The sequence below is a fragment of the Paenirhodobacter enshiensis genome (assembly GCF_000740785.1).
Taxonomy (GTDB): Bacteria; Pseudomonadota; Alphaproteobacteria; order Rhodobacterales; family Rhodobacteraceae; genus Rhodobacter; species Rhodobacter enshiensis.
Genome location: NZ_JFZB01000001.1, coordinates 110,544 through 135,895, shown reverse-complemented (window position 1 = coordinate 135,895; position 25,352 = coordinate 110,544). Strand labels below are relative to the sequence as shown.

At 68.8% G+C, this 25,352-nt stretch carries 23 protein-coding genes; 17 read left to right on the top strand and 6 right to left on the bottom strand.

Annotation, left to right across the window (positions count from 1 at the left end; all coding sequences use genetic code 11):
- Window positions 1-108 precede the first annotated feature (108 nt).
- Complete coding sequence (locus CG50_RS00580; RefSeq protein WP_051909292.1) at window positions 109-1,374, bottom strand: serine protease; 1,266 nt, start codon at window positions 1,372-1,374, stop codon at window positions 109-111.
- Between the two features lie 882 nt (window positions 1,375-2,256).
- On the opposite strand from CG50_RS00580, the gene CG50_RS00575 reads away from it, so the two are divergent.
- From CG50_RS00575 to glmM, 7 genes are all read left to right on the top strand, one after another.
- Window positions 2,257-3,210: a glycine--tRNA ligase subunit alpha gene (locus tag CG50_RS00575; RefSeq protein ID WP_051909289.1), complete on the top strand. Its 954-nt coding sequence runs from the start codon at window positions 2,257-2,259 to the stop codon at window positions 3,208-3,210.
- Between the two features lie 97 nt (window positions 3,211-3,307).
- Complete coding sequence (glyS, locus tag CG50_RS00570; protein ID WP_036633942.1) at window positions 3,308-5,368, top strand: glycine--tRNA ligase subunit beta; 2,061 nt, start codon at window positions 3,308-3,310, stop codon at window positions 5,366-5,368.
- A 227-nt stretch (window positions 5,369-5,595) separates the two neighbouring features.
- On the top strand, window positions 5,596-8,157 hold the full coding sequence (locus tag CG50_RS00565) for a putative PEP-binding protein (RefSeq protein ID WP_036633939.1): 2,562 nt from the start codon (window positions 5,596-5,598) through the stop codon (window positions 8,155-8,157).
- A 230-nt stretch (window positions 8,158-8,387) separates the two neighbouring features.
- Window positions 8,388-9,059: a cell wall hydrolase gene (locus tag CG50_RS00560; RefSeq protein ID WP_036633938.1), complete on the top strand. Its 672-nt coding sequence runs from the start codon at window positions 8,388-8,390 to the stop codon at window positions 9,057-9,059.
- Between the two features lie 118 nt (window positions 9,060-9,177).
- On the top strand, window positions 9,178-10,089 hold the full coding sequence (locus tag CG50_RS00555; protein WP_036633936.1) for a dihydroneopterin aldolase: 912 nt from the start codon (window positions 9,178-9,180) through the stop codon (window positions 10,087-10,089).
- 38 nt (window positions 10,090-10,127) lie between these two features.
- Window positions 10,128-11,147 (top strand): dihydropteroate synthase, encoded by a 1,020-nt coding sequence (gene folP, locus CG50_RS00550; RefSeq protein ID WP_036633934.1) that lies wholly within the window; start codon window positions 10,128-10,130, stop codon window positions 11,145-11,147.
- On the top strand, window positions 11,144-12,487 hold the full coding sequence (glmM, locus tag CG50_RS00545; RefSeq protein WP_036633933.1) for a phosphoglucosamine mutase: 1,344 nt from the start codon (window positions 11,144-11,146) through the stop codon (window positions 12,485-12,487). Before folP ends, glmM begins: the two co-directional genes overlap by 4 nt.
- Window positions 12,488-12,540: 53 nt before the next feature.
- On the opposite strand, the gene CG50_RS00540 is transcribed toward glmM, so the two are convergent.
- Together CG50_RS00540 and ilvC are read right to left on the bottom strand one after the other, a co-directional pair.
- A complete protein-coding gene (locus tag CG50_RS00540; protein ID WP_051909287.1) occupies window positions 12,541-13,254 on the bottom strand; it encodes a hypothetical protein in 714 nt (237 codons plus the stop codon).
- Window positions 13,255-13,479: 225 nt separating this feature from the next.
- Window positions 13,480-14,502, bottom strand: a complete 1,023-nt coding sequence (ilvC, locus tag CG50_RS00535) for a ketol-acid reductoisomerase (protein ID WP_036633930.1) — start codon at window positions 14,500-14,502, stop codon at window positions 13,480-13,482.
- Between the two features lie 124 nt (window positions 14,503-14,626).
- Between ilvC and CG50_RS00530 the strand changes: the two genes are divergently transcribed.
- The 9 genes from CG50_RS00530 (at window position 14,627) to ureG (ending at window position 20,593) form a co-directional block, all read left to right on the top strand.
- Window positions 14,627-15,085 (top strand): Lrp/AsnC family transcriptional regulator, encoded by a 459-nt coding sequence (locus CG50_RS00530; RefSeq protein WP_036633927.1) that lies wholly within the window; start codon window positions 14,627-14,629, stop codon window positions 15,083-15,085.
- Window positions 15,082-15,540 (top strand): Lrp/AsnC family transcriptional regulator, encoded by a 459-nt coding sequence (locus CG50_RS00525; RefSeq protein WP_036633925.1) that lies wholly within the window; start codon window positions 15,082-15,084, stop codon window positions 15,538-15,540. The genes CG50_RS00530 and CG50_RS00525 overlap by 4 nt, the downstream gene beginning before the upstream one ends.
- 112 nt (window positions 15,541-15,652) lie before the next feature.
- Window positions 15,653-16,474 carry an urease accessory protein UreD gene (locus CG50_RS00520; protein WP_051909285.1) on the top strand — a complete coding sequence of 274 codons (822 nt, stop codon included), beginning with the start codon at window positions 15,653-15,655 and terminating at the stop codon, window positions 16,472-16,474.
- A gap of 9 nt (window positions 16,475-16,483) precedes the next feature.
- Window positions 16,484-16,786, top strand: coding sequence for an urease subunit gamma (locus CG50_RS00515; protein ID WP_036633919.1), 303 nt, complete (start codon window positions 16,484-16,486; stop codon window positions 16,784-16,786).
- Between the two features lie 8 nt (window positions 16,787-16,794).
- Window positions 16,795-17,100: an urease subunit beta gene (locus CG50_RS00510; protein ID WP_036633917.1), complete on the top strand. Its 306-nt coding sequence runs from the start codon at window positions 16,795-16,797 to the stop codon at window positions 17,098-17,100.
- Window positions 17,100-18,806 carry an urease subunit alpha gene (ureC, locus tag CG50_RS00505; RefSeq protein WP_036633916.1) on the top strand — a complete coding sequence of 569 codons (1,707 nt, stop codon included), beginning with the start codon at window positions 17,100-17,102 and terminating at the stop codon, window positions 18,804-18,806. The genes CG50_RS00510 and ureC overlap by 1 nt, the downstream gene beginning before the upstream one ends.
- 8 nt (window positions 18,807-18,814) lie before the next feature.
- Window positions 18,815-19,318 (top strand): urease accessory protein UreE, encoded by a 504-nt coding sequence (locus tag CG50_RS00500; RefSeq protein ID WP_036633914.1) that lies wholly within the window; start codon window positions 18,815-18,817, stop codon window positions 19,316-19,318.
- Window positions 19,305-19,976, top strand: coding sequence for an urease accessory protein UreF (locus CG50_RS00495; RefSeq protein ID WP_051909283.1), 672 nt, complete (start codon window positions 19,305-19,307; stop codon window positions 19,974-19,976). The genes CG50_RS00500 and CG50_RS00495 overlap by 14 nt, the downstream gene beginning before the upstream one ends.
- On the top strand, window positions 19,973-20,593 hold the full coding sequence (ureG, locus tag CG50_RS00490; RefSeq protein ID WP_036633911.1) for an urease accessory protein UreG: 621 nt from the start codon (window positions 19,973-19,975) through the stop codon (window positions 20,591-20,593). The genes CG50_RS00495 and ureG overlap by 4 nt, the downstream gene beginning before the upstream one ends.
- Window positions 20,594-20,704: 111 nt before the next feature.
- On the opposite strand, the gene CG50_RS00485 is transcribed toward ureG, so the two are convergent.
- Both CG50_RS00485 and CG50_RS00480 read right to left on the bottom strand, forming a co-directional pair.
- Window positions 20,705-21,898, bottom strand: a complete 1,194-nt coding sequence (locus CG50_RS00485) for a UbiH/UbiF family hydroxylase (RefSeq protein ID WP_036633908.1) — start codon at window positions 21,896-21,898, stop codon at window positions 20,705-20,707.
- A gap of 91 nt (window positions 21,899-21,989) precedes the next feature.
- The gene (locus CG50_RS00480; RefSeq protein WP_051909281.1) at window positions 21,990-22,670 is read right to left on the bottom strand and encodes a pyrimidine 5'-nucleotidase; all 681 of its coding nucleotides are present in this window, start codon (window positions 22,668-22,670) and stop codon (window positions 21,990-21,992) included.
- A 123-nt stretch (window positions 22,671-22,793) separates the two neighbouring features.
- On the opposite strand from CG50_RS00480, the gene CG50_RS00475 reads away from it, so the two are divergent.
- Window positions 22,794-23,432, top strand: coding sequence for a GntR family transcriptional regulator (locus CG50_RS00475; RefSeq protein WP_036633906.1), 639 nt, complete (start codon window positions 22,794-22,796; stop codon window positions 23,430-23,432).
- Here CG50_RS00475 and CG50_RS00470 read toward each other — a convergent pair.
- Window positions 23,429-25,315 carry a glycosyltransferase gene (locus CG50_RS00470; protein ID WP_051909342.1) on the bottom strand — a complete coding sequence of 629 codons (1,887 nt, stop codon included), beginning with the start codon at window positions 25,313-25,315 and terminating at the stop codon, window positions 23,429-23,431. The two genes, CG50_RS00475 and CG50_RS00470, sit on opposite strands and share 4 nt — an antisense overlap.
- Window positions 25,316-25,352: the final 37 nt, after the last annotated feature.

Here is a 25,352-nt window from a genome sequence, read left to right as displayed (position 1 = left end):
CCCGGGGGACAGCCTATCGGTGGCGCGGGCCGGCACAAAATGGAAAATCGCCGGAGTGGCAACTTTGCGCCCCGGTCAGGGAGGGGTTTGCAAACTTTCCGGGCGCGATCAGTTCCAGCAGCCGATGCGCGTCGTCATCGCCGCGGCCCGGCGCGACAGCTCGGCATCGGGCAGGGTCGGGGCGCCGGCCTCGGCGGTCTCGGGGGCATAGTCTCGTCCCGCCAGCGCCGCCCCGAGCGGGCCGAGCGGCACCGCCCGGCTGCTGTCGCCCGCTGCCGGATCGGGGGCCAGAATCAGCGCCGCGACCGCGCCTGAGGCATCGAGAACCGGCCCCCCGGCATTGCCGGGACGTGCCGGCACCGACAGCCGGATGGCGGCCGGGGCGTCGGCGGCAGCGCCGGGAATCTTGTCGGCGCCGCGCAGCGTGCCGAAGGTCACCGCCGGGGCGGCCATCGCATCGGGCCAGGGAAACCCCGCGACGACGACTTCGGCGTCCGGGGCAGGCAGCGCCGGGGCCAGACGCGCCATCTCGCGCGGCGACAGCGGCGGATCCGGGTTCAGCACGGCGAATGTCGCGTCGCTGTAGACGATGCTTGCCGCGACCGTGCCGACGGTCAGCCGCCGGCAGCCCGCAAGCCCGTCCGCGAGCGTCAGCACCGCTCCCTCGGGCGAGACATAGGTTCCCGCGCGCCAGAACGCCGGGCGCTCGGGCGTCAGTCCCGAGGTCAGATCGTCGCGTGCCACCGCCAGTGGCGTGCCGAGGCCCGGGTCCAGCACGGTTGCGTCCGCGGGCGGGGTGAACGTGGCCTTCATCGTCGCCAGAACCCGGGTCATGCGCGCATCGTCGGCGGCGGGCCAGGACAGCACGAAACCGGTGATCCGCCCGCCTTCGATCCCGGCACGGGCGTAGGCGTGGCGTTGCGCGTCCTGTCCTGCGATTTCGAAGTCATACAGGTTCAGACTGCGCGGCCCCTGCGCGGGCATTGCGGGCAGACTTTGGACCACGCCGTAAAGCCCGGCGAGCGCGCTGCGCCCGCCCGCGCGCGAGATCAGCATCGCGCTGACCCCCGAGCCCGCCTTCGGGCCATATTGCACGAAAGGCGGGGCGTAGCGGTCGAACGCCACGAGACCGAGCGGCAGATCCACCCGCAGCCCCGAGGCGGAATCGTTCACCCTCTCCATCCCGACGGCCGTGCGTCCTTGTGCTGCGGCGTGCAGCAGCCTGTCGGTCTGCGGACGGCTCAGTGCGCCATCGGCGGCAAGGCCCGTGGCCTTTTGCCAGGCGGCGATCGCGGTGCGGGTGCCGGCTCCGAACACCCCGTCCGCCCGCCCGTCCGAATAACCGAGCCAGACCAGCGCCGACTGGACCGCCACACGTTCGGACCAGCTCAGATCGGCGCCGTCCGTCGTGGCGGTGGCCGTGGCGGCTGTCGGTGCGGCTGCCGGTTCAGGGGCTGCGGTCTGGGGCTGTGCGGCTGAGCCGCCTGTCGTGGGCCGGGGCGGGGCGGCTTCGGGCCGGACGCTCGGCGGGGCACCCGCGGGGGCGGCACCTGTCGCCGGCATTGCATCGGCAGCGGGCGGGGTCGGGCGGGGCAGCGGAGTGGGGCTCGCCGCGGGAGTGGTGGGGGCGGGGGGGGCGCCGGCCGGGGCGGCGGCGGAATCTGGCACGCCATTCTGCTGGGCGGTTTGCGGGGCGGCCGCGGGGCGCGGCAGTGGCGCCGGGGCGCTCAGCGGGGCGGCACTCGGGGCCTCGGCGGTGGACGCGGGCGGCACAGGCGCGGTCTGGGGCGGGGTGCCGCCCGTCGACGCGGGCGGCGCAGGCGGGGGCACCACCCGCCCAAGGTCCGCCGGCCGGACCGGGGCGCGCGCGGGCTGCGGTGCGCTGTCCTGCGCCCCGGCCAGTGCCGGCATCCCGAGGCACAGCGCCGCAAGGCACAGCGTGCGCAGCAGCGCGCGCCCGCTGCCTGCCCGAAGGCCCCGCACGTCCCCGCGAAGTTCCTGCCCGTCCGTTGCTGCGCCCTGTCGCGTCATGACTGCCGTCTCGTTTTCGTCTGTCTCTCGCATCCGCCTAAGCCGGATCGGGCGCAGGTTACCAGCCCCCTTCGTCGCGTCATCCGCAAAGCAGTCGCGAAAACCGCTCCGAGCGGCGTGTCCGGCCCCGGAAAAGCACGCTTCGCGGGCACTCGGCGGTCTCTTGCCGTTGACCCCCGCCGGCCCCTTGCCTAGAGAGGAGGCGCGAAATCTACAGGTGCGCCCATGTCGATCACTGCCCCCTCCACCGCCGCTTCCGCCGCGCCGCGGTCGTTCCAGGAGATCATCCTGCGGCTGATGACTTACTGGTCGTCGAAAGGCTGCGCGGTGCTGCAACCCTATGACATGGAGGTCGGCGCCGGCACCTTCCATCCGGCGACCACGCTGCGCTCGCTCGGTCCGACGCCCTGGGCCGCGGCCTATGTCCAGCCCTCGCGCCGTCCGACCGATGGCCGCTACGGCGAGAACCCGAACCGCCTTCAGCACTATTATCAGTATCAGGTGCTGATCAAGCCGAGCCCCTCGAACCTGCAGGAGCTGTATCTCGGCTCGCTCGACGCGATCGGCATCGACACTTCGCTGCATGACATCCGCTTCGTCGAGGACGACTGGGAGAGCCCGACGCTCGGCGCCTGGGGTCTGGGCTGGGAAGTGTGGTGCGACGGCATGGAAGTGTCGCAGTTCACCTATTTCCAGCAGGTCGGCGGCCATGACTGCCATCCGGTCTCGGGCGAGCTGACCTACGGTCTCGAACGGCTGGCGATGTATATCCTCGGCGTCGATCACGTGATGAACATGCCCTACAACGACCCGGACGCGCCGATCCATCTGAGCTATGGCGACGTGTTCCGTCAGTCCGAGGAGCAGTATTCGCGCTACAACTTCGACGGTGCCGATACCGCGATGCTGCTGCGCCACTTCGAGGATGCCGAGGCCGAATGCGACCGTCTTCTGGGCTTCGCGCCCGACGATCCCAATTCCGGCAAGCGCATCGTCATGGCCCAGCCCGCCTATGACCAGTGCATCAAGGCCTCGCATATCTTCAACCTGCTCGACGCGCGCGGGGTGATCTCGGTCACCGAGCGGCAGGCCTATATCGGCCGGGTGCGGGCGCTGGCGAAGAAATGCGCCGATGCCTTCGTGCTGACCGAGGCCGGCGGCTGGACCCCGGCGGCCTGAGCGCCGCCGCCCCGCCGTCTGCCCGACCGGGCCGCCCCTGCTGATGCGGCCCATCCCCTTTCTCCCGCCCGATGGCGGCCCGACACGAGACGAACCCATGCCCGATCTTCTGATTGAACTCTTTTCCGAGGAAATCCCGGCCCGGATGCAGGGCATGGCGCGCGACACGCTGCGCAAGATGGTGACCGACGGTCTCGTCGAGGCGGGCCTCACCTATGCCCATGCGCAGGCGTTCTCGACGCCGCGGCGTCTGGTGCTGGCGCTCGAAGGCCTCAGCGCCGAAAGCCCGACGCTGACCGAGGAACGCAAGGGTCCCGCGACCACCGCCCCCGAGAAGGCGCTCGAAGGCTTCCTGCGCTCGACCGGGCTGAGCCGCGACCAGCTTGAAGTGCGCGACGACAAGAAGGGCCAGGCCTATTTCGCCACGATCACCCGCCCCGGCCGCAAGGCGCCCGAGATCATCGCCGAGGTGCTGGAGAAGACGATCCGCACCTTCCCCTGGCCGAAGTCGATGCGCTGGGGCTCGGGCAGCCTGAAATGGGTGCGCCCGCTGCATTCGATCCTGTGCATCCTGACCGATGAGGCGGGCCACACGGTCGTGCCGCTCGATGTCGACGGCATCGTCGCGGGCGACACCACCGAGGGCCACCGCTTCATGGCGCCGGGCCGCTTCGCGGTGACCGGGTTCGACGATTACGCCGCGCGGCTGAAGGCGGCGAAGGTCGTCCTCGACAGCGCCGAGCGCGAGGAGATCATCTGGAACGGGGCGACGACGCTCGCCTTCGCGCGCGGCCTCGAAATCGTCGAGGATCGCGGCCTGCTGACCGAGCTCGGCGGTCTGGTCGAATGGCCGGTGCCGCTGATGGGCGAGATCGCCGGGGAATTCCTCGGCCTGCCGCCCGAGGTGCTGCGCACCTCGATGAAGGAACATCAGAAGTTCTTCTCGGTGAAGAACCCGAAGACCGGCCGGATCGAAGGCTTCGTCACCGTGGCGAACCGCGAGACCGCGGACAACGGCGAGACCATCCTGAAGGGCAACCTGAAGGTGCTCTCGGCGCGGCTGTCGGATGCGAAATTCTTCTGGGAACACGATCTTCGCGTGGTGAAGTCCGAGGGGCTTCTCGGCATGGGGGCGGGGCTGAGCCACGTCACCTTCCACAACAAGCTCGGCAGCCAGGCCGCGCGGATCGAGCGCATCGCCGCGCTCGCCCAGGTTCTCGCGCCGCTCGTCGGTGCCGCGCCGGATCTGGCGGTGCAGGCGGCGCGCGTGGTGAAGTCGGATCTGCGTTCGGCCATGGTCGGCGAGTTCCCCGAGCTGCAGGGCCTGATGGGCAGCTATTACGCCCGCGCCGAGGGGCTGCCCGAGGCCGTGGCAGATGCCTGCAAGGGGCATTACTCGCCGCTCGGGCCGTCCGACGATGTGCCCGATCAGCCGGTGACGGTGGCGGTGGCGCTCGCCGACAAGATCGACACGCTGACCGGGTTCTGGGCGATCGACGAGAAGCCGACGGGCTCGAAGGACCCCTTCGCGCTGCGCCGCGCCGCGCTTGGCGTGATCCGTCTGGTGCTGACGAACGGGTTGCGGCTGAAGCTTGGCGAGGTCTTCGCCAAGGCGAACCCGGCGACGGATGCGGCGGATCTGCTGTCCTTCTTCCATGACCGTCTGAAGGTCTATCTGAAGGATCAGAACATCCGCCACGACGTGATCGACGCGGTTCTGGCGATGCCGGGAGCGGACGATCTGGCGCTGGTGGCGCGCCGGGCCGAGGCGCTGTCGGCCTTCCTCGCGACCGAGGATGGCGGGAACCTGATTCAGGGCTTCAAGCGCGCGAACAACATCCTGACCCAGGCCGAGGCCAGGGATGGCGTCGAATACAGCTATGGCGCCGATCCGAAATTCGCCGAGGCGGCCGAGGAAGCTGCGCTGTTCGCCGCGCTCGACGCCGCCGATGCGGCGATCGCGCCGGCGATGGCGGCTGAGGACTTCCCCGCCGCGATGGGTGCGATGGCGGCACTGCGCGCGCCGATCGACGCCTTCTTCACCGCGGTGCAGATCAACTCGGACAATCAGCTGGTGCGGCGCAACCGTCTGAACCTGCTGTCGCGGATCCGCCAGATCTGTCTCGGTGTCGCGGATCTGAACCGCATCGACGGCTGACGCTCTTTGCCCGAACGCCGGGGGCTTCGCGCCCCCGGACCCCCGCGGGATATTTGTGGCGAATCGAAAGGTGGAGTGCCGCTTTCGCTTTCGATTCGCCTCAAATATCCCCGCCGGAGGCTCCCGCACGCGACACGGGCGCGACGTTGCCGGCCTCGTGCCGCCGGTGACGCCTTGCGCGATGCGCGATTGTGCCTATCCTCAGGGCCGGGAGAGAGGACGCAACCATGCAACGACACGCGGATTTCGCTGAATTCACCGAGGTCACGCCGACCGCGCAGATCGCGCAGTCGCGCCACGGCTGGCGGGCCAAGTGCCTGCAACGCCTGATCCGCATGGAGCTGCCGGTGCCGCGCACCGTCGCCCTGCCGTTCGAGGTCGTTCGCGCCATCGCCGCCGGCCAGATGCCCGATATTGAAGGGCTTGCGGCGGTGTTCGGCGAGGATTTCGTCGTCTCGATCCGGTCCTCGGCCGAAAAGCCGGAATGGGGCGGACCGGGGACCATCCTGAACGTCGGGATGAACGACCGCGTTCATGCGCGGCTGATCGGCACGCACGGTCAGGAAGCCGCCGACGCGCTTTATCTGAATTTCGTGCAGACCTACGCAACCCAGGTCGCCCGGCTCGATCCGGACATGTTCCATGACGAGCCCGGCCCCGGCGCGCTGAAGGCGGCGCTCGCCACCTACCGGGCCGAGACCGACGACGATTTCCCGCAATCGGCGACGCGCCAGCTGATCGAGGTGCTGCGTTCCATGGCGCGGGGGTGGGAGGGCACCACCGCACGGCTGTTGCGTCAGGCGAAGGGCGCGCCGGCCGAGGCCGCGCTCGGCCTCGTGGTGCAGCGCATGGCGCTCGGCATCGGGCCGGGGCTGTCGGGCTCGGGCACGATGCAATTCGTCGATTCGGTCACCGGCCTGCCGCAGATCACCGGCCGGTTCCGCGGCCAGAGCCAGGGCCGGCGCGAGGAGGTGGGGGCACTCTATCTGACCCGAGATCCGCGCGGTGCCTCGCTCGAGGAGGCGGATCCGGACCTTTTCGCCCAGCTGTGCGATTTCGGCGCCCGCTGCCGGGTGCGGCTGCGCGAGGAGATGCAGATCGAATTCACCATCGAGAGCGGTCAGCTTGCGGTGATCGACGCGGTGAAGGTGCAGCGCTCGGCGCGCGCCGCGGTGCGCATCGCCGTGGCGCTGGCCGAGGACGGGATCATCGGCCGTGAGGACGCGCTGTTGCGCATCGAGCCGCGCGCGCTGACCGAGCTGCTGCACTATCAGGTCGATCCGCGCGGCGCGCGCGATCCGCTCGGCAAGGGGATCGCGGCCTCGCCCGGTGCGGCGACGGGGCGGATCGTGTTCACCTCGGCCGAGGCGCAGGCCTCGGCGGCGCGTGACGAGGCCTGTATCCTCGTGCGGCGCGAGACCGTGCCCGAGGACGTGCGCGGGATGCACGCCGCCGTCGCCGTCCTGACCGAGCGCGGTGGCATGACCAGCCATGCGGCGGTGATCGCGCGCGGGCTCGGCCTGCCCTGTATCGTCGGTTGCGCGGATCTGTCGATCAACACGCGCGAGCGCACCTTGCGCGCGCCCGATGGCCGGGTGTTCCGCGCCGGCGACACGATCACCGTCGACGGCACCAATGGCGAGGTTCTGGCCGGTGTCGCCGATATGATGGAGCCCGCGCTCGACGGCGAGTTCCGCACGCTGCTGCACTGGGCCGACACGGTGCGCGACATCGGCGTGCGGGCGAATGCCGACACGCCCGACGACGCCCGCACCGCGCGCATGTTCGAGGCCGAGGGCATCGGCCTCGCCCGGACCGAGCACATGTTCTTCGACGAGGACCGGCTGACGGTGATGCGCGAGATGATCTTCGCCGATACCGCGCCCGACCGCCGCGCCGCGCTGGACCGGCTGTTGCCGATGCAGCGTGCCGATTTCATCCGCCTGTTCGAGATCATGGCCGGTCAGCCGGTCTGCATCCGGCTGTTCGACCCGCCGCTTCATGAATTCCTGCCCCATGACCGTGACGGGATGCGCGAACTCGCGGAGGCGCTGGACCGGCCGCTGTCCGAGGTCACGCGGCGCTGCGATGCGCTTTCCGAATTCAACCCGATGCTCGGGATGCGGGGCGTGCGGCTCGGCGTGACGGTGCCAGAGATCTACGACATGCAGGCGCGCGCGATCTTCGAGGCGGCGATCGAGGCCTCGCGTCACGGTGCGCCGGTGGTGCCTGAGGTGATGATTCCGCTCGTTTCGGCTGCGCGCGAGGTCGAGATCGTCAAGACCCGGATCGACGCGGTGGCCTCGGCGGTGAAGACCGAGATGAAGGCCGACCTGACCTATCGCCTCGGCGTGATGGTCGAGACGCCGCGTGCCGCGCTGCGCGCGGGCGAGATCGCACCGCATGTCGAATTCCTGTCTTTCGGCACCAACGACCTGACCCAGATGACCTACGGTCTGTCGCGCGACGACGCCGGCCGCTTCATGTCGATCTACGTCAGCCAGGGGGTTTACGAGGAGGATCCGTTCCATCGCCTCGACGTCGAGGGGGTGGGGGAGCTCTTGCTGATGGGGGCGAAACGCGGCCGCGAGGCCCGTCCGGGGCTGCGGATTTCGGTGTGTGGCGAGCATGGCGGCAACCCCGAATCGATAGCCTTCTGCCGCGCTGCGGGCTTCGACTACGTGTCGTGTTCACCGTTCCGGGTGCCTGTCGCGCGTCTTGCTGCGGCGCATTTCGCGCTTTTGGCACCGCGCGGCGAGCGGGCCGGAGAGGGCGTCCAAAAAAGCTGACAAGCCCCCAGATTTCACTGGTGTTATCAGGCGCTTGTTCCTATTCAAAAGAAAGCGACCCCGAAGTGATTCGGGGCTGCCTTGCGCGAAAGTCCGCCGTTCTGGCGGCCAGTTTCTGCACAAAAAAGAGCCGGTAGGTGGACAAGGCGGGCCGTTTTCGGCTATTTGCGCCGGGTTCCGGTTTGCGATGCCATAGCAGCCGGGGCGATTGATCTTATCGGAAGATACACATGTCAGTGCTGAAGAGCTGGACGGGTGGACTGATTGTCCTCCTTGCCCTCGCCGGAGGCTTGCGTGCCGAAGTTACGGTAAGCCAGTCCAATGATCCCGCTGCGGTGCAGCCGGATCTGGCATCCCTTCTGGGCAGGGAACGCTCGGGCCTCGATGCGGTCTCCGCTGCGCGCATGACGCAGATTCTGGTCGCGCCGCAATCCCGTCCGGGCCAGACGCCCAACAAGATCACCGAAGCCTGGCTTGACAGCCAGCCGGTGCCGCAAGGCGATGCGCAGCTGAACTGCCTCGCCTCCGCGATCTATCACGAGGCGCGCGGCGAAAGCCTCGACGGTCAGCAGGCCGTCGCGGAAGTCGTGCTCAATCGCGTCGACGACGCCTCGTTCCCGAAGACCATCTGCGGTGTGGTCAGTCAGCGCGTCTCAGGGAGCTGCCAGTTCAGCTTCACCTGCGATGGCCGGTCCGACGGCTATGCCGACCGCGATGCCTTCGAAAGGGCAGAGAAGATCGCCCGTGCCATGCTCGACGGGTTTCCCCGCGGGCTGACCGATGGGGCGACCTATTTCCACACCCGCTGGATTCGCCCCGGCTGGTCGCGTCGGTTCGAACGAACCGCCGATATCGGGGCGCATCTGTTCTACAGGAAACCCATCGTCACCGCGATGAACTGATCGCGATGGCGTCATGACAGGCGCTGCGGGTCGCTTCCGGCCCGCAGGGCGACGTTTCGGGGTGGGCCTTTGCCCGCCCCGATTCTATACGGTGAGGCAATCAAGCGATGAGGCTGACATGACCTCCGACACCGCCCTTGCCTTCGCTCATCCCGAAGAGCGCGCCCTGGCCTCGGCCCCGGCCGATCCGCGAGACAGGATCAGCCTGCGCGATCATGTGGTGAGCGCCGATATCGGTGCCTTCCAGCAAGAGCGCGGCCACGGTCAGCGGCTGCGCTTCAACGTGGTCGTCGAGGTCCGTCCGGCGCCGGCGCCGCTCGATGACGATGTGGACCGCATTCTCTCTTATGACCGCATCACCGAGGCCATCGCGGCCGAACTCGCGGCGGAACGGCTGAACCTGCTGGAGACCCTCGCCGAGAAGGTGGCCGAACGCATTCTGGCCGAGCCGCAGGCGATGCGCGTCTTCGTGCGGATCGAGAAGCTCGACCGCGGTCCGGGCGCGCTCGGGGTGGAGATCGTTCGCTCGCGCGCCTCGGCTCCGGTCGCGGTCGAGGGGCAGGGGACGGCGCTGCATCCGGTGGTGGCCTGGCTGTCGAACGCGGCGATCCATGCCGATGACTTGTCGGCGCGGCTCGACCGGCTGGCCGCGGGCGGCGCGCCGGTGATCCTGAGCGTGGGAATGCCCGAGGGCGCGGTGCCCGAGACCGGGCAGAAGCCGACGCAGCGCCGCATCGACCTTCTGGCGATCGAGCAGAACGCCTGGGTGCTGGCGGCGCGCGACCGGCGTTGTGTCGTCGTCGCCTCGCGCACGGAAATCGACTGGGCGATGCGCAATGGCCGGATGGTGGTCTGGGCGCCGTCGAAGATCGTTCTCGATGCCGTCGACGGGCCGAAGGTGCCGGCGCGCAACTCCGTCGCACTGTCGCTGTGGCTGGCCGAACAGCTCGCCGCCGACCGGCTGGAACTGCACGGAACCGACACCGCCCCGGCGGGAAGCCGCGTGCCGGTGGTGAACGTGGCGCTGTGAGCCTTGCCAATCGCGCGTCCTCGCGCCAAGACAGCGCGATGGACAGGCTTTATTACCGACCGATTGCCCGCACCGACCGGGCCCGGCCCGCGGGGGCGGTGACGCTCGCGGGCGGCTGGTGCTGGTTCGACAGCGTCGAGGTGCTGTCGCGCGGTGCGGCGCCGCGGCTGATCCCGGCCGCCGATCTGCCCGAAGATGTGCGCGACCGGCTGAGCGCGCCGCGCCCGGCGATGGCGGGCCTCGGTTTTGACCGCCCGACGATCATGGGCATCCTCAATCTGACGCCCGACAGTTTCTCGGACGGCGGGCGGTTCAATGCGCCGCAGGCGGCGCTTGATCGTGCCCATGCGCTGATCGCGGCGGGGGCGGATATTCTCGACATCGGCGGGGAATCGACCCGGCCCGGTTCGACCGAGGTTCCCGTTACCGAGGAGATCGAGCGCACCGCCCCGGTGATCGCAGCATTGCGTCTGGCGGGCTTCACCGCGCCGATCAGCATCGACACCCGCAAGGCCGCGGTCGCCGAGGCGGCGCTTCGCACCGGCGCCGATCTGGTCAATGACGTGGCGGCGATGGAATTCGATCCCGCGATGGCCGAGGTCGTCGCGCGTGCAGGGGCGCCGGTGTGTCTGATGCACGCTCAGGGCCTGCCCGAGACGATGCAGGACGATCCGCGCTATGGCGATGTGCTGCTCGACGTTTACGATTACCTTGAGGAGCGGATCGCCGTCGCCGAGGCCGCGGGCATTCCGCGCGCCCGCATCCTGACCGATCCGGGTGTCGGCTTCGGCAAGACGGTCGGCCATAACCTCGCGCTGATCCGCGGGCTGAGCCTGTTTCACGGCCTCGGCTGCGCGGTGCTGCTGGGGGTGTCGCGCAAGCGCTTCATCGGCACGGTGGGCGAGGCGCCGGAGGCGACCTCTCGCGCGCCCGGCACGCTGGCGGTGACGCTCGCGGGGCTTGGGCAGGGAATTCAGATGCACCGGGTGCATGACGTGACGGAGATCGCGCAGGGCATCCGCCTGTGGAACGCGATCGCAAGGGGATACGAGGAATGACGCGCAAGCTTTTCGGAACGGATGGGGTTCGCGGCGAGGCCAACAGCTGGCCGATGACGGCCGAGATGGCGCTGAAGCTGGGCGCGGCGGCGGGGCGGTATTTCCGCAATGACGCGAGCCATGGCCATCGGGTGGTGATCGGCAAGGATACCCGGTTGTCGGGCTACATGCTGGAAAACGCGCTGACCGCGGGGCTGACCTCGACGGGGATGAATGTGCTGCTGCTCGGCCCGGTGCCGACGCCGGCGATCGGCTATCTGACGCGCTCGATGCGGGCCGACATGGGGATCATGATCTCGGCGAGCCACAACCCGGCCAAGGACAACGGCATCAAGTTCTTCGGCCCCGACGGGTTCAAGCTGTCCGACGAGGCCGAGGCCGAGATCGAGGCGATGGTGGCGGGCGAGATCCGCCTCGCGCAGCCGCAGAACATCGGCCGGGCGAAGCGCATCGACGACGGCGTCGGGCGCTACGTCGAATATGCCAAGACCACCTTCCCGGCGCGTGGCCGGCTGTCCGGGATGAAGGTGGTGATCGATTGCGCCAACGGTGCGTCCTACAAGGCCGCGCCCGAGGTGCTGTGGGAGCTTGGCTGCGAGGTGATCCCGGTCGGCGTCTCGCCCGACGGGCACAATATCAACGAGCGCTGCGGCTCCACCCATACCGAGGCGGCGCAGGCCGCGGTTCTGGCGAACGGAGCGGATCTGGGGATTTCGCTCGACGGTGACGCGGACCGGGTGATGATCATCGACGAGAAGGGCCGGGTGGCCGACGGCGATCAGATCATGGCGCTGTTCGCCGGCCGCTGGGCCGAGCAGGGCCGGCTGCGCGGCGGTGCGCTGGTGGCGACGGTGATGTCGAACCTCGGCCTCGAACGGTTTCTGACGGGGCGCGGGCTGCGTCTTGAACGCACCAAGGTGGGCGACCGCTATGTCGTCGAGCGGATGCGCGAGGGCGGCTTCAATCTCGGCGGCGAGCAGTCGGGCCATATCGTGATGACCGATTACGCCACCACCGGTGACGGGCTGATGGCGGGGTTGCAGTTCCTGGCGGCGATGGCCGAGACCGGGCGCAAGGCTTCGGAGCTTGCGCAGCAGTTCGAGACGGTGCCGCAGCTTCTGAAGAACGTGCGTTACGCGGCGGGGAGCGATCCGCTGAACGCGGCTCCGGTGCAGGCGGCCATCGCCGCGGCCGAGGCGCGCCTTGACGGCAACGGCCGGCTGCTGATCCGCAAGTCCGGCACCGAGCCGCTGATCCGCGTCATGGCGGAATCCGAGAACGATGCGCTGCTCCACGAGGTCGTCGACGGCATCGTCGCGACTGTCGAGGCAGCGGTCTGACCGGCTGAGATCCGGTCCCGGCTGCCCCGCGACTGTGCGGGGGCTCCGGGCGGTCAGTCGCTCCGGGGCCCTCCGGCGGAGGCGTCGGGCGTGCTGTTGCCCGCCTCCCTTTCCTCGTCCTCTTCGTCGGGCTCTTCATCTTCGCCGGGTGCGGGGTTGGCATTCTCGACGCCCCACCATTTCAGCGGCCGGCCGATGAAGGATGACAGCCGCTGGCGCGCATCGGGCGCGGTGATGTCGAGATCGAGGAAATTCGGATCGTAATCGAAGATGTCACGGATCGCGGCGTGATGGGCCTCGATCCAGCGGGTGAGGTCCTCGTGCCGGTCGCCGCGGCCGGCGGGCAGGCCGGGGATGTCGGCGCGGGTGACGCGCTCGACCAGCGCGCCCCAGCCCTGCCAGCGCGCGAAGCTGTCGACGGTGGCGTCATAGGGGCGGGCGTTGAAGATCAGCTTCACCCCGGGGTGCAGCCGCCGGATTACCAGAAGCAGGGAAATATCGAGGTTCGGCCAGTAGTTGCGCCCGCTTTCGGGGTGGCAGAAATCCATCTGCGTGACCGCATCGAGCCCGGTCAGGAGCGCGAGCGGATCGCCCTTGTCGAACCAGCCGTCATAGATCAGCCGGCCGATGGCATTGCCGTTCCACGTCCAGTGCGCGCTGGTCAGCCCGCTTGCAGTGAAGGCACGCTGGAGTGTCGAGGTGCCGGATTTCGGAAATCCGATCACCAGGATCGTGGGAAGGCGGTTCGGGTCTTCGCGGTCTGTCATGGGGGCAGGCTAGAAAGAAATCGGCCGCCTCGCAAGGCGACCGGATCCGGAAGGCGGGGCGCTTGCCCGCGTGACGCAGGCAGGCAGCTCCCCGCAGAGGCAAAGGGGAGGGGGCTCCGCCCCGCAAAGGCAAGGGGAGGGGGCTCCGCCCCCTCGGGCCTCGCGGCCCTCACCCCCGGGATATTTGCGGCGAATCGAAAGGGAAACGCCGCGCCCGTCGCCCGATCAGTTGCGCGAGCGGTCGACCAGCTTGCCCTTCGAGATCCAGGGCATCATGTCGCGCAGCTTGGCGCCGGTCTGTTCGAGCAGGTGCTCGTCGCCGATGCGGCGGGTCGCCTTGAAGAACGGCTGGCCGACGGCGTTTTCCTGCATGAAGTCACGCACGAACTTGCCGTTCTGGATGTCGGTGAGCACGGCCTTCATGCGGGCCTTGGTCTCTTCGTAGGGCAGAACGCGCGGGCCCGAGACATACTCGCCGTATTCGGCGGTGTTCGAGATCGAGTAGTTCATGTTCGCGATGCCGCCTTCGTAGATCAGATCGACGATCAGCTTCATCTCGTGGGTGGTCTCGAAATAGGCCATCTCCGGGGCGTAGCCGGCTTCGACCAGGGTCTCAAAACCGCAGCGGATCAGCTCGACCAGACCGCCGCACAGCACGGCCTGCTCGCCGAACAGGTCGGTTTCGCACTCGTCGCGGAAGGTGGTCTCGATGATGCCCGAGCGGCCGCCGCCGATCGCCGAGATGTAGCTCAGCGCGATTTCCATCGCCTTGCCGGTCGCGTCCTGCGCCACCGCCGCGAGGCACGGCACGCCGCCACCCTTGACGTATTCGCCGCGCACGGTGTGCCCCGGCCCCTTCGGCGCCATCATGATGACGTCGACGCCGGGCTTCGGCTCGATCAGGCCGAAGTGCACGTTCAGGCCGTGCGCGAAGGCGATCGCGGCGCCTTCCTTCAGGTTGTCATGGACGTATTTCTTGTAGGTCTCGGCCTGCAGCTCGTCGGGCATGGTGAACATGATCAGGTCGCACCAGGCAGCGGCTTCGGCGATGCCCATGACCTTCAGGCCCTCGGCTTCGGCCTTCTTCGCCGAGCCGGAGCCCTCGCGCAGCGCGACGACGACGTTCTTCGCACCCGAATCGCGCAGGTTCAGCGCATGGGCGTGGCCCTGCGAGCCGTAACCCAGGATGGCGACCTTCTTGTCCTTGATCAGGTTCACATCGCAATCGCGATCGTAATAAACGCGCATGATTTCCTCCATATTCGCTGCGTGCAGAATAGGCGAAACGTGGAGATACAGGGTTTCATTGACGATGATATTTTGCGATAAATGGCAATATCAATTCGTATGAATGGCAATTATCGAAACAGTCATGCAGATAGACGATACTGACCGGCGCATCCTGCGCAACCTGCTGGCCGATCCGGCGATGGCGGTGGCCGCCTTGGCCGAACGTGCCGGCATCACCACCGCGACCTGCTGGCGCCGGATCGAGAAGCTGCGCGAGGCGGGCGTCATCCGCGGCACGCAGGCGGTGATCGACTGGCGTCGCCTCGGCTGGGAGATCGAGGTGTCGCTGCGCTTCACCCTCGACAAGACTCATCCGCGCGCCTTTGACGAGTTCATCGCCGCCGCGCGGCTGGTGCCAGAGGTGTTGGAGATCCAGACCTTCCTCGGCCAGACCGACGTGCGTCTGAACGTGATCGCGCGCGACATGGAGCATTGGAAGGAGATCTATCGCGACCGCATCCTGACGCTGCCGCATATCCAGGACACCGAGGCGCTGATGCTGGTGTCCTCGATCAAGGACACGACGGAGCTGCCGCTGTGATCGCGCTCGACGATACCGACCGGGCGATCCTGCGGGCGCTGGAACAGGATGCGACGCTGTCGGCGGGCGCGCTCGGGCGCCGGGTGGGGCTGTCGCAGCCGGCGTGCTGGCGCCGGATCCAGCGGCTGACCGAGCAGGGCGCCATCGCCGGGCGCCGGCTGGAGCTGGACCTCGCCGCGGTGGGTTTCGGGGTGACGGTGTTTCTGGGGATCAAGATCGGCACGCGCGGGCGGGTCAGCCTCGAGGATTTCGAGCGCGCGGTGACCGCCATCCCCGAGGTGCAGGTGGTGCAGCATGTCCTTGGGGTGTTCGATTACCGCATCAAGGTGCGCGCCCGCGACATCGCCGATTTCGAGCGCATCCTGCGCCGCCGCATCCTGACGCTGCCCGGTATCGGTCAGGTCGAGGCGAATGTGCTTCTGTCCGAGGAGCGCTTGCCGGGGCCGTTGGGGTAGGGGGTGCCGTGCGCCTGAATTTTGTGCGCTTCGCCCCGGGTGTGGCGCGGTTTAAGGCGCGCGGGATGGACGCGGGCTTCGGCTTGGGGGTAAATCGGCTGAGGAGAGACCGATGTTCGACACCCCCGATCCGGAAACGGCCCCGCAGGCCCAGATGCAGCGCGCCCAGGGCGAGGCGGCGGCGCGGTTTCGCGATGGCCGGCTGAGCGGTCTGCGCCAGCAAGGCTGCGGCAAGGCGCTTCTGCCCCGGGTGCGCGGCGTGCCGGAGGTGGTGTTTCTCAACACCGCGGGCGGGCTGACCTCGGGCGACCTGCTGTCCTATGCCACGGAAACCGACACCCGGCTGATCGCCACCACTCAGGCGGCCGAGCGCGCCTATCGCGCCGATCACGGTCCGGCCCGTGTCACGGTGCGCCACGAGGTGCACGGCGCCGGCTGGCTCGACTGGCTGCCGCAGGAGACCATTCTGTTCGACCGCGCGGATCTGGAGCGCGAGACGGTGATCGCGCTTACCCCCGAGGCGGGCTGTCTGATGATCGAGGCGGTGATCCTCGGCCGCGCCGCGATGGGCGAGACGGTTCAGACGCTGAATTTCCGCGATACCCGCCGGATCGAGCGTGCGGGCAAGCCGGTGTTTCTGGAGCCCTTCCGGCTGAGCGGCGAACCCCTCGCCCAGGGCCCGCGCGGTGCCGTGCTGAGGGGTGCGCGCGCCTTCGCCACGCTCGTTCTGTGCACCCGCGGCGCCGAGGATGCGCTGCCGGCCGCGCGCGCCGCTCTCGGCCATGAGGGGGTGGAGGGGGCGGCCTCGGCCTTTGACGGAAAATGCGTCGTGCGGATGCTGGCCGCTGACGGCTGGCCGCTGCGCCGGCAGATACTGGCTTTGATGACCGCGCTGCGGCAGGGCGCCGCCCCGCCGCGCGTGTGGCAACTGTAAGAGGGAAGCATGAACCTGAGCCCCCGCGAGAAGGAAAAGCTGCTGATCAGCCTTGCCGCGATGGTCGCGCGCAACCGGCTGGAACGCGGCGTCAAGCTGAACCACCCCGAGGCGATCGCCATCATCTCGGATTTCGTGGTCGAGGGCGCGCGCGACGGCCGCTCCGTGGCCGATCTGATGGAGGCGGGCGCCGCCGTCATCACCCGCGCGCAATGTATGGACGGCATCGCCGAGATGATCCCCGCGATCCAGATCGAGGCGACCTTCCCCGACGGCACCAAGCTCGTCACCGTTCACCATCCCATTCGCTGAGGTCCGCCATGATTCCCGGAGAGATCCTTCCCGCCGCTGGCGAGATCACGCTGAACGAGGGGCTGGAGGCCATCGTGCTGACCGTCTCGAACACCGGCGACCGTCCGATCCAAGTCGGCTCGCATTACCATTTCGCCGAGACCAACGCCGGGCTGTCCTTCGACCGCGCCGCGGCGCGAGGGATGCGGCTCGACATCGCGGCGGGGACCGCGGTGCGCTTCGAGCCGGGTCAGACCCGCGAGGTCCGGCTGATCCCCTATCGCGGATCGCGCCGGGTGTTCGGCTTCAACCAGACCGTGATGGGAGACCTGTGATGGCCAGCACGATTTCGCGCGGCACCTATGCCGACATGTATGGCCCCACCACCGGCGACCGGCTGCGCCTTGGCGATACCGACCTGATCATCGAGGTCGAGAAGGACTTCACCACCTATGGCGAAGAGGTCAAGTTCGGCGGCGGCAAGGTGATCCGCGACGGCATGGGCCAGTCGCAGGTCTCGCGCGCGGGTGGCGCGATGGATACCGTCATCACCAATGCGCTGATCGTCGACTGGAGCGGCATCTGCAAGGCCGACGTCGGTCTGCGCGACGGCCGCATCGCCGCCATCGGCAAGGCCGGCAACCCCGACACCCAGCCCGCCGTGACCATCGTCATCGGCCCGGGAACCGAGATCATCGCCGGCGAAGGCAAGATCCTGACCGCGGGCGGCATGGATGCGCATATCCATTTCATCGCGCCGCAGCAGGTCGAGGATTCGCTCTATTCCGGGGTGACCTGTATGCTCGGCGGCGGCACCGGGCCGGCGCATGGCACGCTTGCCACCACCTGCACGCCGGGGCCGTGGCATATCGCGCGGATGCTGCAGGCGCTCGACGGGCTGCCGATGAACTTCGCGCTCGCCGGCAAGGGCAACGCCTCGCTCCCCGAGGCGCTGACGGAACAGGTCAGCGCCGGCGCCGCCGCGCTGAAGCTGCATGAGGACTGGGGCACCACCCCCGCCGCCATCGACTGCTGCCTGAGCGTTGCCGACAAGATGGACGTGCAGGTGATGATCCACACCGACACGCTCAACGAATCCGGCTTCGTCGAGAACACGCTCGCCGCCTTCAAGGGCCGCACCATCCACGCCTTCCATACCGAGGGCGCGGGCGGCGGTCATGCGCCCGACATCCTCAAGGTGGTCGGCGCGCCGAACGTGATCCCGTCCTCGACCAACCCGACGCGGCCCTATACCGGCAATACGCTGGAAGAGCATCTCGATATGCTGATGGTGTGTCACCACCTCGACAACAAGGTGCCCGAGGACGTGGCCTTCGCCGAAAGCCGTATCCGCAAGGAAACCATCGCCGCCGAAGACATCCTGCACGACATGGGCGCGATCTCGATCATCTCGTCCGACAGTCAGGCGATGGGCCGGGTGGGCGAGGTGATCACCCGCACCTGGCAGACCGCCGACAAGATGAAGAAGCAGCGCGGCCGCCTGCCCGAGGAAACCGGCGACAACGACAACCTGCGGGTGCGCCGTTACGTGGCGAAATACACCATCAACCCGGCCATCGCGCATGGGCTGTCGGCGCATATCGGCTCTGTCGAGGTCGGCAAGCGCGCCGATCTGGTGCTGTGGGAGCCGGCGTTCTTCGGCGCGAAACCCGAGATGGTGCTGATGGGCGGCATGATCGTCGCGGCGCAGATGGGCGATCCGAACGGCTCGATCCCGGCGCAGCCGTTCTACATGCGCCCGATGTTCGGCGCTTTCGGCAAGGCGCTCGGCGCGAGCTGCGCGACCTTCGTCTCGGGCGCGGCCGCCGCGGCCGGGGTGGGGGCGACGCTCGGCCTCGACAAGGCGGTTCTTCCGGTCAGCCATACCCGCGGCATCGGCAAGGCCGACATGAAGCTGAACGACGCGCTGCCGAAGATCGAGGTCCATCCCGAGACCTACGAGGTCCGCGCCGATGGCGTGCTGCTGACCTGCGAACCGGCGAAGACGCTGCCGCTCGCACAGCGCTACTTCCTGTTCTGAGGCTGCCGATGTCCGATCTGATCCATGCCCAAAGCGTGATCCCGGCCGGGGAGTGGACGGGGGCGGCCGATCATGTCGCCCTCGATTACGAGGGGCGTTTTTTGCGCCGCAAGCGGCTGACCTCGGCGGGGGGGATCGACTTTCTGGTCGATCTCGCGGAGGTCACCAACCTGACCGGCGGCGAGGCGTTTCGCCTCGACGACGGGCGGCTGATCGAGGTGCGTCCGGGCGTCGAGCCCTGCCTGTCGGTGACCGGCAATCTGACACGTCTCGCCTGGCATATCGGCAACCGCCATACGCCGTGCCAGATCGAGCCGCTGCGGCTGGTGATCCGGCAAGACCATGTGCTGAAGGCGATGCTGGAACAGCTTGGCGCGAAGGTGACCGAGACGGTCGAGCCGTTCCGCCCCGAGGGCGGCGCCTATGGCATGGGCCGCACGATGGGCCACGAGCATGGCGCGACGCTGTTCGGCCACAGCCATGGCGACGGCAGCTTCCATGTGCACGGCTGAGGCTGAGACCGGGGCAGACGGTGCCGGTCTGACGGTCTGGCTCGATCTGATGCAATGGCTGTCGCCGGCGTTTCCGACCGGGGCGTTTGCCTACAGCCACGGCCTCGAACAGGCCATCGCGGCGGATGAGGTGCGCTCCGAGGCGGCGCTCTCCGACTGGCTCGACGACATCCTGCGCTACGGGGCGGGGTGGAATGACGCGGTGCTGATCGGCGCGGCGCTTGCGGGTGAGGCGTTGGAGCCGCTTGCCGATCTCGCCCGCGCGCTGGCCGGTTCCGCCGAACGTCTGGCCGAGACCGAGGCGCAGGGCCGCGCCTTCACCCTGGCGCGCAACGAGATGACCGGCGCGGCGGAGGCGGCTTTGCCGCTGCCTCTGGCCTTCGCGCGGGCGGCGCTGCGGGTCAACGCGCCGGCTGAGCCGGCGATCGCGCTGTTTCTCCATGCCTTCGCCTCGAACCTCGTGTCCTGCGCGGTGCGGTTCATGCCGCTCGGTCAGGCGGCGGGGCAGAGGGTGCTGGCGGGGCTGCATCCGCGCATCGCGGAGCTGGCCTCGCGCGCCGCACGGGCGGGAACCGGGGCGCTTGCCACCTCGGCCTTCCGCGCCGATCTGGGCGCGATGGCGCATGAGACGATGGAAGTGAGGATCTTCAGGACATGACGAACGGACCTTTGCGCGTCGGCATCGGCGGGCCGGTGGGAGTGGGCAAGACCACGCTGACGGAACAGCTGTGCCGCGCGCTGGCGGGGCGCTGCTCGATGGCGGTGGTGACGAATGACATCTACACCCGCGAGGATGCCGAGGCGCTGATGCGTGCCCAGGTGCTGCCCGCCGAGCGGATCCGCGGTGTCGAGACCGGCGGCTGCCCGCATACCGCGATCCGCGAGGATGCCTCGATCAACCTCGCGGCCATCGCGGATCTGAACGCGCAGTTTCCCGATCTGGATCTGGTGCTGATCGAATCAGGCGGCGACAATCTGGCGGCGACCTACAGCCCGGAGCTGGCGGATCTGACGATCTACGTGATCGACACCGCCGCCGGGCAGGACATTCCGCGCAAGAAGGGGCCGGGGCTGACGCGTTCGGACCTGCTGATCGTCAACAAGACCGACCTCGCGCCCTATGTCGGCGTGGATCCGGAGCTGCTGGAACGCGATACGCGGGCGGCGCGGGGGACGAAACCCTATGTCATGGCGCGGCTGCGTCAGGGCGTGGGGATCGACGCCGTGGTCGGGTTCTTGCAGCGGGAAGGTGGGTTGGAACTCGCGGCCGAGTAAGCGTCGGCGGGTCGTTTTGCGGGACGGGGGCAGGGGGCTCTGCCCCCGTCTCCTTCGGAGACTCCCCCGGGATATTTGGGGAAAGCCGAAAGAGGCGGGGGCTGCCTTCGCTCAGCGGACGCCGAGGCCCGCGCGCATCAGCGTGCGACGCACCGGCGGCAGGCTGTAGAGCGCGCCCAGAAGCCCCGCCCGCAGATCGCGCAGCGGTCGCGGCGCCATCATCGAGGCGCGGTTGAGCAGGTCGATGCCGATCTCGCGCGCCTTCACCTCGGGCCAGCGGCGCCGGCCATAGGCGTCGAGCATGGCGCGTTCGCCGATATGGGCGGGATCCTTCTCGCACAGCGCGAGCAGGCAGGTCAGATCGGCGAGCGACATGTTCAGCCCCTGCGCGCCGATCGGCGGGATGACATGGGCGGCCTCGGCGATCAGGGCGGTGCGCTCGGCGGTGAAACGCTCGGCGAGGCGGGTGATCATCGGCCAGACGGCGCGGCGGGTTTCGAGCGTCAGCGGGCCGAAGATGCCGCCCGAGCGCCGCGTCGCCTCGGCTTCGAATTCGTCTTTCGGCAGGGCGGCGAGGCGCTCGGCCTCGGGGCCGCGCTCCATCCAGACGATGGCGGAGGAGGGTTTGCCGTCGCGGTCGGGCAGCGGCACGAAGGTGAACGGGCCGCCCGAGCGGTGGATCTCGGTCGAGACGTTCTGATGCGGGATGGGGTGGGTGACGGCGAAGGCGAGTGCCTTCTGGCCGTAATGCGTGGTCTTCGCGCGGATGCCGGAGGCCTCGCGGATGAAGGAGTCGCGCCCGTCCGCGCCGATCACCAGGCGCGCGGCGATGCGGCTGCCGTCGGAGAGCGTGACCTCGGCCCCCGAGGCGCGGGTGGCGAGGCCGGTGGTGGCGACGCCGGGACGGAAATCGACATTGCCGAGCTCGGCGAGGCGCGCGACCATCTCGCGGCGCAGCAGCCAGTTCGGGAAGTTCCAGCCGAACGGCTGATCGGAGAGTTCGGCCGCGACGAAATCGCGCGTCAGGCGCGGCGTGGGCTCGGCGCCACCTGCGTCGACGATACGCATGATGTTGAGGGGCGCGGCATGAGGCACGAGCCGCGGCCACAGCCCGGCGCGTTCCAGCACGTCGCGCGAGGGCTGCAGGAAGGCGGTCGAGCGCATGTCGGCCCCTTCGGAACGTTCGTCGGTGACTGGGGGGGTCGGGTCGACGCAGGTCACAGAAAAGCCCGAGGAGGCGAAGGCCGCCGCCGCCGTCAGCCCTGCCACGCCGCCGCCCGAGATCACGACATCGACCGTTTCCATGCTGTCTTCCTTGCGTTCGCTGCACTCTCGCAGCCGATTTAGGGTGTTTCGCGGCCCCGTCCAGAGCCGGCGCGGGACTGGTGTCGCGCGCTCAGCCCTGGCGCGCCTTGATCCGTGTCAGAAAGCGCGCGAGGTCGTCGGTGTGATGGCCGATATGGGGCGCATCGACCGGTGTGGGCGCGACATGGACGGTGCGCATCCCCATCGCGTGGGGCGCGGCGAGATTGCGCGGATCGTCCTCGAACATCGCGGCCTGACGGGGGCGGATGCCGGCTTTGCCGAACACGGTTTCAAAGGCGATGCGCTCGGGCTTCGGGCGGTAATTCGCGTTCTCGACGCCGTAGAGCCCGTCGAACAGCCCCGACAGGCCGCGCGCCTCGAGCACACGCGACGCGTAAGGGGCGGAGCCGTTGGTGAACACGATCTTGCGGCCGGGCAGATCGGCAATGGCGTCATGCAGCGCCGGATCCGGGGTCAGCGCGTCGAAGGAAATGTCATGGACTTCGGCCATGTAGGCCTCGGGGTCGATGTCATTCTCGGCCATCAGCCCGGCGAGGGTCGTGCCGTAAAGCTGCCAGTAGTGGCGGCGCAGCCGGTCGGCTTCGGTGCGGCCGACGCGGAGGGTGCGCATCACGTAATCGGTCATGCGCAGCTCGATCTGATCGAACAGGCGCACGCCCGGTGGGTAGAGCGTGTTGTCGAGGTCGAAGACCCAATCGGTCACATGTGCGAAATCTGGGGCCGGGTCGGCGGGGAAGGACGTGTCGGTCATGGTAACGATCTTACGCCCGGCACGAGGGCGCCACAACTGCCGCCTGCGCCGACATGCCGCGCTTGCCAGTCGGAGGCGGGGCGCCTATCGTCTGGTTTTCCGAGGGTTTTGCAAGGACAAGACATGCAGAAGGACGCCTATTCGATGATCCTCGACGCGATCGACGCGGGGGACTATCGCCCGGGTGACCGGCTGGTCGAATCCGAGCTGGCCGACCGTTTCGGCGTGTCGCGCACACCGATCCGCGAGGCGCTGCAGCGGCTGGAGACGCAAAGCATGTTGGCGCGTGACGGGCGCAGCCTGATCGTTGCCTCGCTCGATCACAACCAGCTGGCCGAGCTTTACGCGGTGCGTGCAGAGCTGGAGGCGCTGGCAGCGGCGCTCGCGGCGAAACATGCCGCGCCCGAGGAAGTGCGCGTCCTGCAGCAGCTGATCGACGAGGATTGGTCTCAGGAAAGCGACCCGGCGGCGCTGGCGCGGTCGAACAAGACGTTCCACCGGCAGATCCATCTGGCGTCGCACAACAGGTTTCTGGTGCAGCAGCTCGATTTGCTGCACCGCTCGATGGCGCTTCTCGCGACGACGTCGCTCGCGGCGAGCGGCCGGCCCGATGCGGCGCTGCGCGAGCATCAGGCGATCGTCGACGGAATCCGCAAGGGCGACCCCGAGGAGGCCTCGCGTGCGTTGCGGGCGCATATCTCGATGGCGTTCGAGACGCGGCTGCGCCTCGATGCGGCGAGCGGGCGCAAGGACCGGCCTTAAGGGGGCGGGGCCTCGGCCGCCGCGGCCGGGGGCAGGGGAGCGTCGAACAGACCGTGCGAGGTCTTGTCCCAGTAGAACGGGCGGGTGATGGTTTCATAAAGCGCCTTCCATCCGGCGAAAGTTCCTAGCGGGAAATACAGGTGCATCGTTGGCGTCCAGCGCAACAGGTGGCGGTGGTTCTCACCGCGCACCGCCCAGGCGGCGACGGCGATATTGAGCACCTCGCTCGCCATGAACAGCGCGGCGAGCACCATTACCCCCCAATGCGGCAACAGCGCCTGAACCGGATGGGGCAGGCCCATCAGCATGATCCAGCAGCTCCACAGCACCGGGGCGAGCAGGTATTGCGAATAGGAGGCCAGCAGCAGCGCCTGCACCGCGATGAACCGCTTCGTGCCGAGGTCGCGCCACAGCCCGACGGGATCGCGCATATGCACCGCCCAGGTCATCGCGAAGCCCTTGAGCCAGCGCGAGCGCTGCTTCACCCAGGGGAGGGGGCGGCAGTTCGCTTCCTCGCCGGTGACGGTGGGGATCAGTTCGGTCCGGTAGCCGCGCCGGGCGAGCCTCAGGCCGAGGTCGGCGTCCTCGGTCACGTTCCAGGCGTCCCAGGCGCCGAGGCGGTCGAGCACCGCGCGGCGGAAGAACAGCGTCGTGCCGCCGAGAGGCACCACCAGCCCGAGCCGCGCCAGTCCCGGCAAAAACACGCGAAACCACACCGCGTATTCGATGGTGAAGCAGCGCGCCAGCCAGTTGCTGCGCGGGTTGTAGAAGTCGAGAACGCCCTGCAGGCAGGCCACTTCGGGCGGTGCGGCGGCGAAGCGGGCGGCGACGACATGCAGCTGATCGGGCTCGGGGCAATCCTCGGCGTCATAGACCCCGACAATCGTGCCGCGGCAGAAATGCAGTGCGTAGTTCATCGCGCGCGGCTTGGTGCGCACCGGCCCGTCGGGCACCACGACGACTCGCATCCAGCGCGGCAGATCGGCGGCGGCAAGGGCCTCGCGGGTCAGGCTGTCGGCCTCCTCGACCACGAGAAGCACATCCAGAAGCTCGCGCGGGTAGGCCAGCGCCCCGAGGCGGGCAACCAGCCGCGCCGCGATATCGGCCTCGCGGTAAAGCGGCACGAGAAGCGAGATCATCGGCAGCCGGATCGGCGTCGCGGGCGTAGGATCGGGCAGGCCGCGGCGGTCGGCGGTGCCCCTCAGCCGGGTGCTCGCCCGCACTTCCGCCCAGGCGGTGCAGCCTTTCAGGACCATTGAGGCGATCAGCGTCAGCATCGTCCAGCCGAAGATCAGCCCGAACACCGACAACGGCGCCAGCACCAGACCGAGCGCGATCGCCGCGAGGGCGATGAGTGCCAGATCCGGTCCACGCAGCCCCCCCGCCCGGTCGTGCCGGCAGCTTTCCGCCGCGGGGACAGAGGCCTCCGCACGGCGGATCAGCGCGGTCTGGCGGCGCGCCAGCAGCGCGGCGTGGATCGCTGCCTCGGGGGCCAGAACCATCCGGCACGGGCCGAACCGCCGTATCAGATCGGGCGCGATGGCGGAGAATGTTTCGGGGCGTGCGGTGGCGATCAGGGTCTCTCCGGCCACGCGCCGCCAGGGCAGAACCCCTTCGCGCAGGCACATCTCTGCCCCCAGCCTGTCGATCAGCCGCGGGTCCGGCGCGTCCCGCGACAGATTGACGACGCAGGACGACCATTGCACCGCCAGCGCCGCCAGCAGGTCCGCCTCGCTCACCCAGCCGTGGGTCAGCAGGATATCGCCAAGGCGCACCTCCTCGCGCCCGCGCAGGGCGACCGCGCGCAGCAGATCGCCAGAGCTCACTGCCTTCGCATCGAGCAAAAGCTTGCCGAGCGGCACCCGCGCCGGACTCGAGGTCACCACCGCCCCTGCCGTTTGCGGAACGCTCCGCAATCGT

Excerpts from the sequence above, each read along its gene's own strand:
- CG50_RS00555 (WP_036633936.1), top strand. The coding sequence starts at position 9,178 with ATGACCTCCGACACCGCCCTTGCCTTCGCTCATCCCGAAGAGCGCGCC.
- CG50_RS00565 (WP_036633939.1), top strand. The coding sequence starts at position 5,596 with ATGCAACGACACGCGGATTTCGCTGAATTCACCGAGGTCACGCCGACC.
- CG50_RS00560 (WP_036633938.1), top strand. The coding sequence starts at position 8,388 with ATGTCAGTGCTGAAGAGCTGGACGGGTGGACTGATTGTCCTCCTTGCC.
- CG50_RS00520 (WP_051909285.1), top strand. The coding sequence starts at position 15,653 with ATGTTCGACACCCCCGATCCGGAAACGGCCCCGCAGGCCCAGATGCAG.
- ureG (WP_036633911.1), top strand. The coding sequence starts at position 19,973 with ATGACGAACGGACCTTTGCGCGTCGGCATCGGCGGGCCGGTGGGAGTG.
- ilvC (WP_036633930.1), bottom strand. The coding sequence starts at position 14,502 with ATGCGCGTTTATTACGATCGCGATTGCGATGTGAACCTGATCAAGGAC.
- glmM (WP_036633933.1), top strand. The coding sequence starts at position 11,144 with ATGACGCGCAAGCTTTTCGGAACGGATGGGGTTCGCGGCGAGGCCAAC.
- CG50_RS00510 (WP_036633917.1), top strand. The coding sequence starts at position 16,795 with ATGATTCCCGGAGAGATCCTTCCCGCCGCTGGCGAGATCACGCTGAAC.
- CG50_RS00575 (WP_051909289.1), top strand. The coding sequence starts at position 2,257 with ATGTCGATCACTGCCCCCTCCACCGCCGCTTCCGCCGCGCCGCGGTCG.
- folP (WP_036633934.1), top strand. The coding sequence starts at position 10,128 with ATGGACAGGCTTTATTACCGACCGATTGCCCGCACCGACCGGGCCCGG.
- ureC (WP_036633916.1), top strand. The coding sequence starts at position 17,100 with ATGGCCAGCACGATTTCGCGCGGCACCTATGCCGACATGTATGGCCCC.
- glyS (WP_036633942.1), top strand. The coding sequence starts at position 3,308 with ATGCCCGATCTTCTGATTGAACTCTTTTCCGAGGAAATCCCGGCCCGG.
- CG50_RS00480 (WP_051909281.1), bottom strand. The coding sequence starts at position 22,670 with ATGACCGACACGTCCTTCCCCGCCGACCCGGCCCCAGATTTCGCACAT.
- CG50_RS00515 (WP_036633919.1), top strand. The coding sequence starts at position 16,484 with ATGAACCTGAGCCCCCGCGAGAAGGAAAAGCTGCTGATCAGCCTTGCC.
- CG50_RS00500 (WP_036633914.1), top strand. The coding sequence starts at position 18,815 with ATGTCCGATCTGATCCATGCCCAAAGCGTGATCCCGGCCGGGGAGTGG.
- CG50_RS00495 (WP_051909283.1), top strand. The coding sequence starts at position 19,305 with ATGTGCACGGCTGAGGCTGAGACCGGGGCAGACGGTGCCGGTCTGACG.
- CG50_RS00540 (WP_051909287.1), bottom strand. The coding sequence starts at position 13,254 with ATGACAGACCGCGAAGACCCGAACCGCCTTCCCACGATCCTGGTGATC.
- CG50_RS00530 (WP_036633927.1), top strand. The coding sequence starts at position 14,627 with ATGCAGATAGACGATACTGACCGGCGCATCCTGCGCAACCTGCTGGCC.
- CG50_RS00485 (WP_036633908.1), bottom strand. The coding sequence starts at position 21,898 with ATGGAAACGGTCGATGTCGTGATCTCGGGCGGCGGCGTGGCAGGGCTG.
- CG50_RS00475 (WP_036633906.1), top strand. The coding sequence starts at position 22,794 with ATGCAGAAGGACGCCTATTCGATGATCCTCGACGCGATCGACGCGGGG.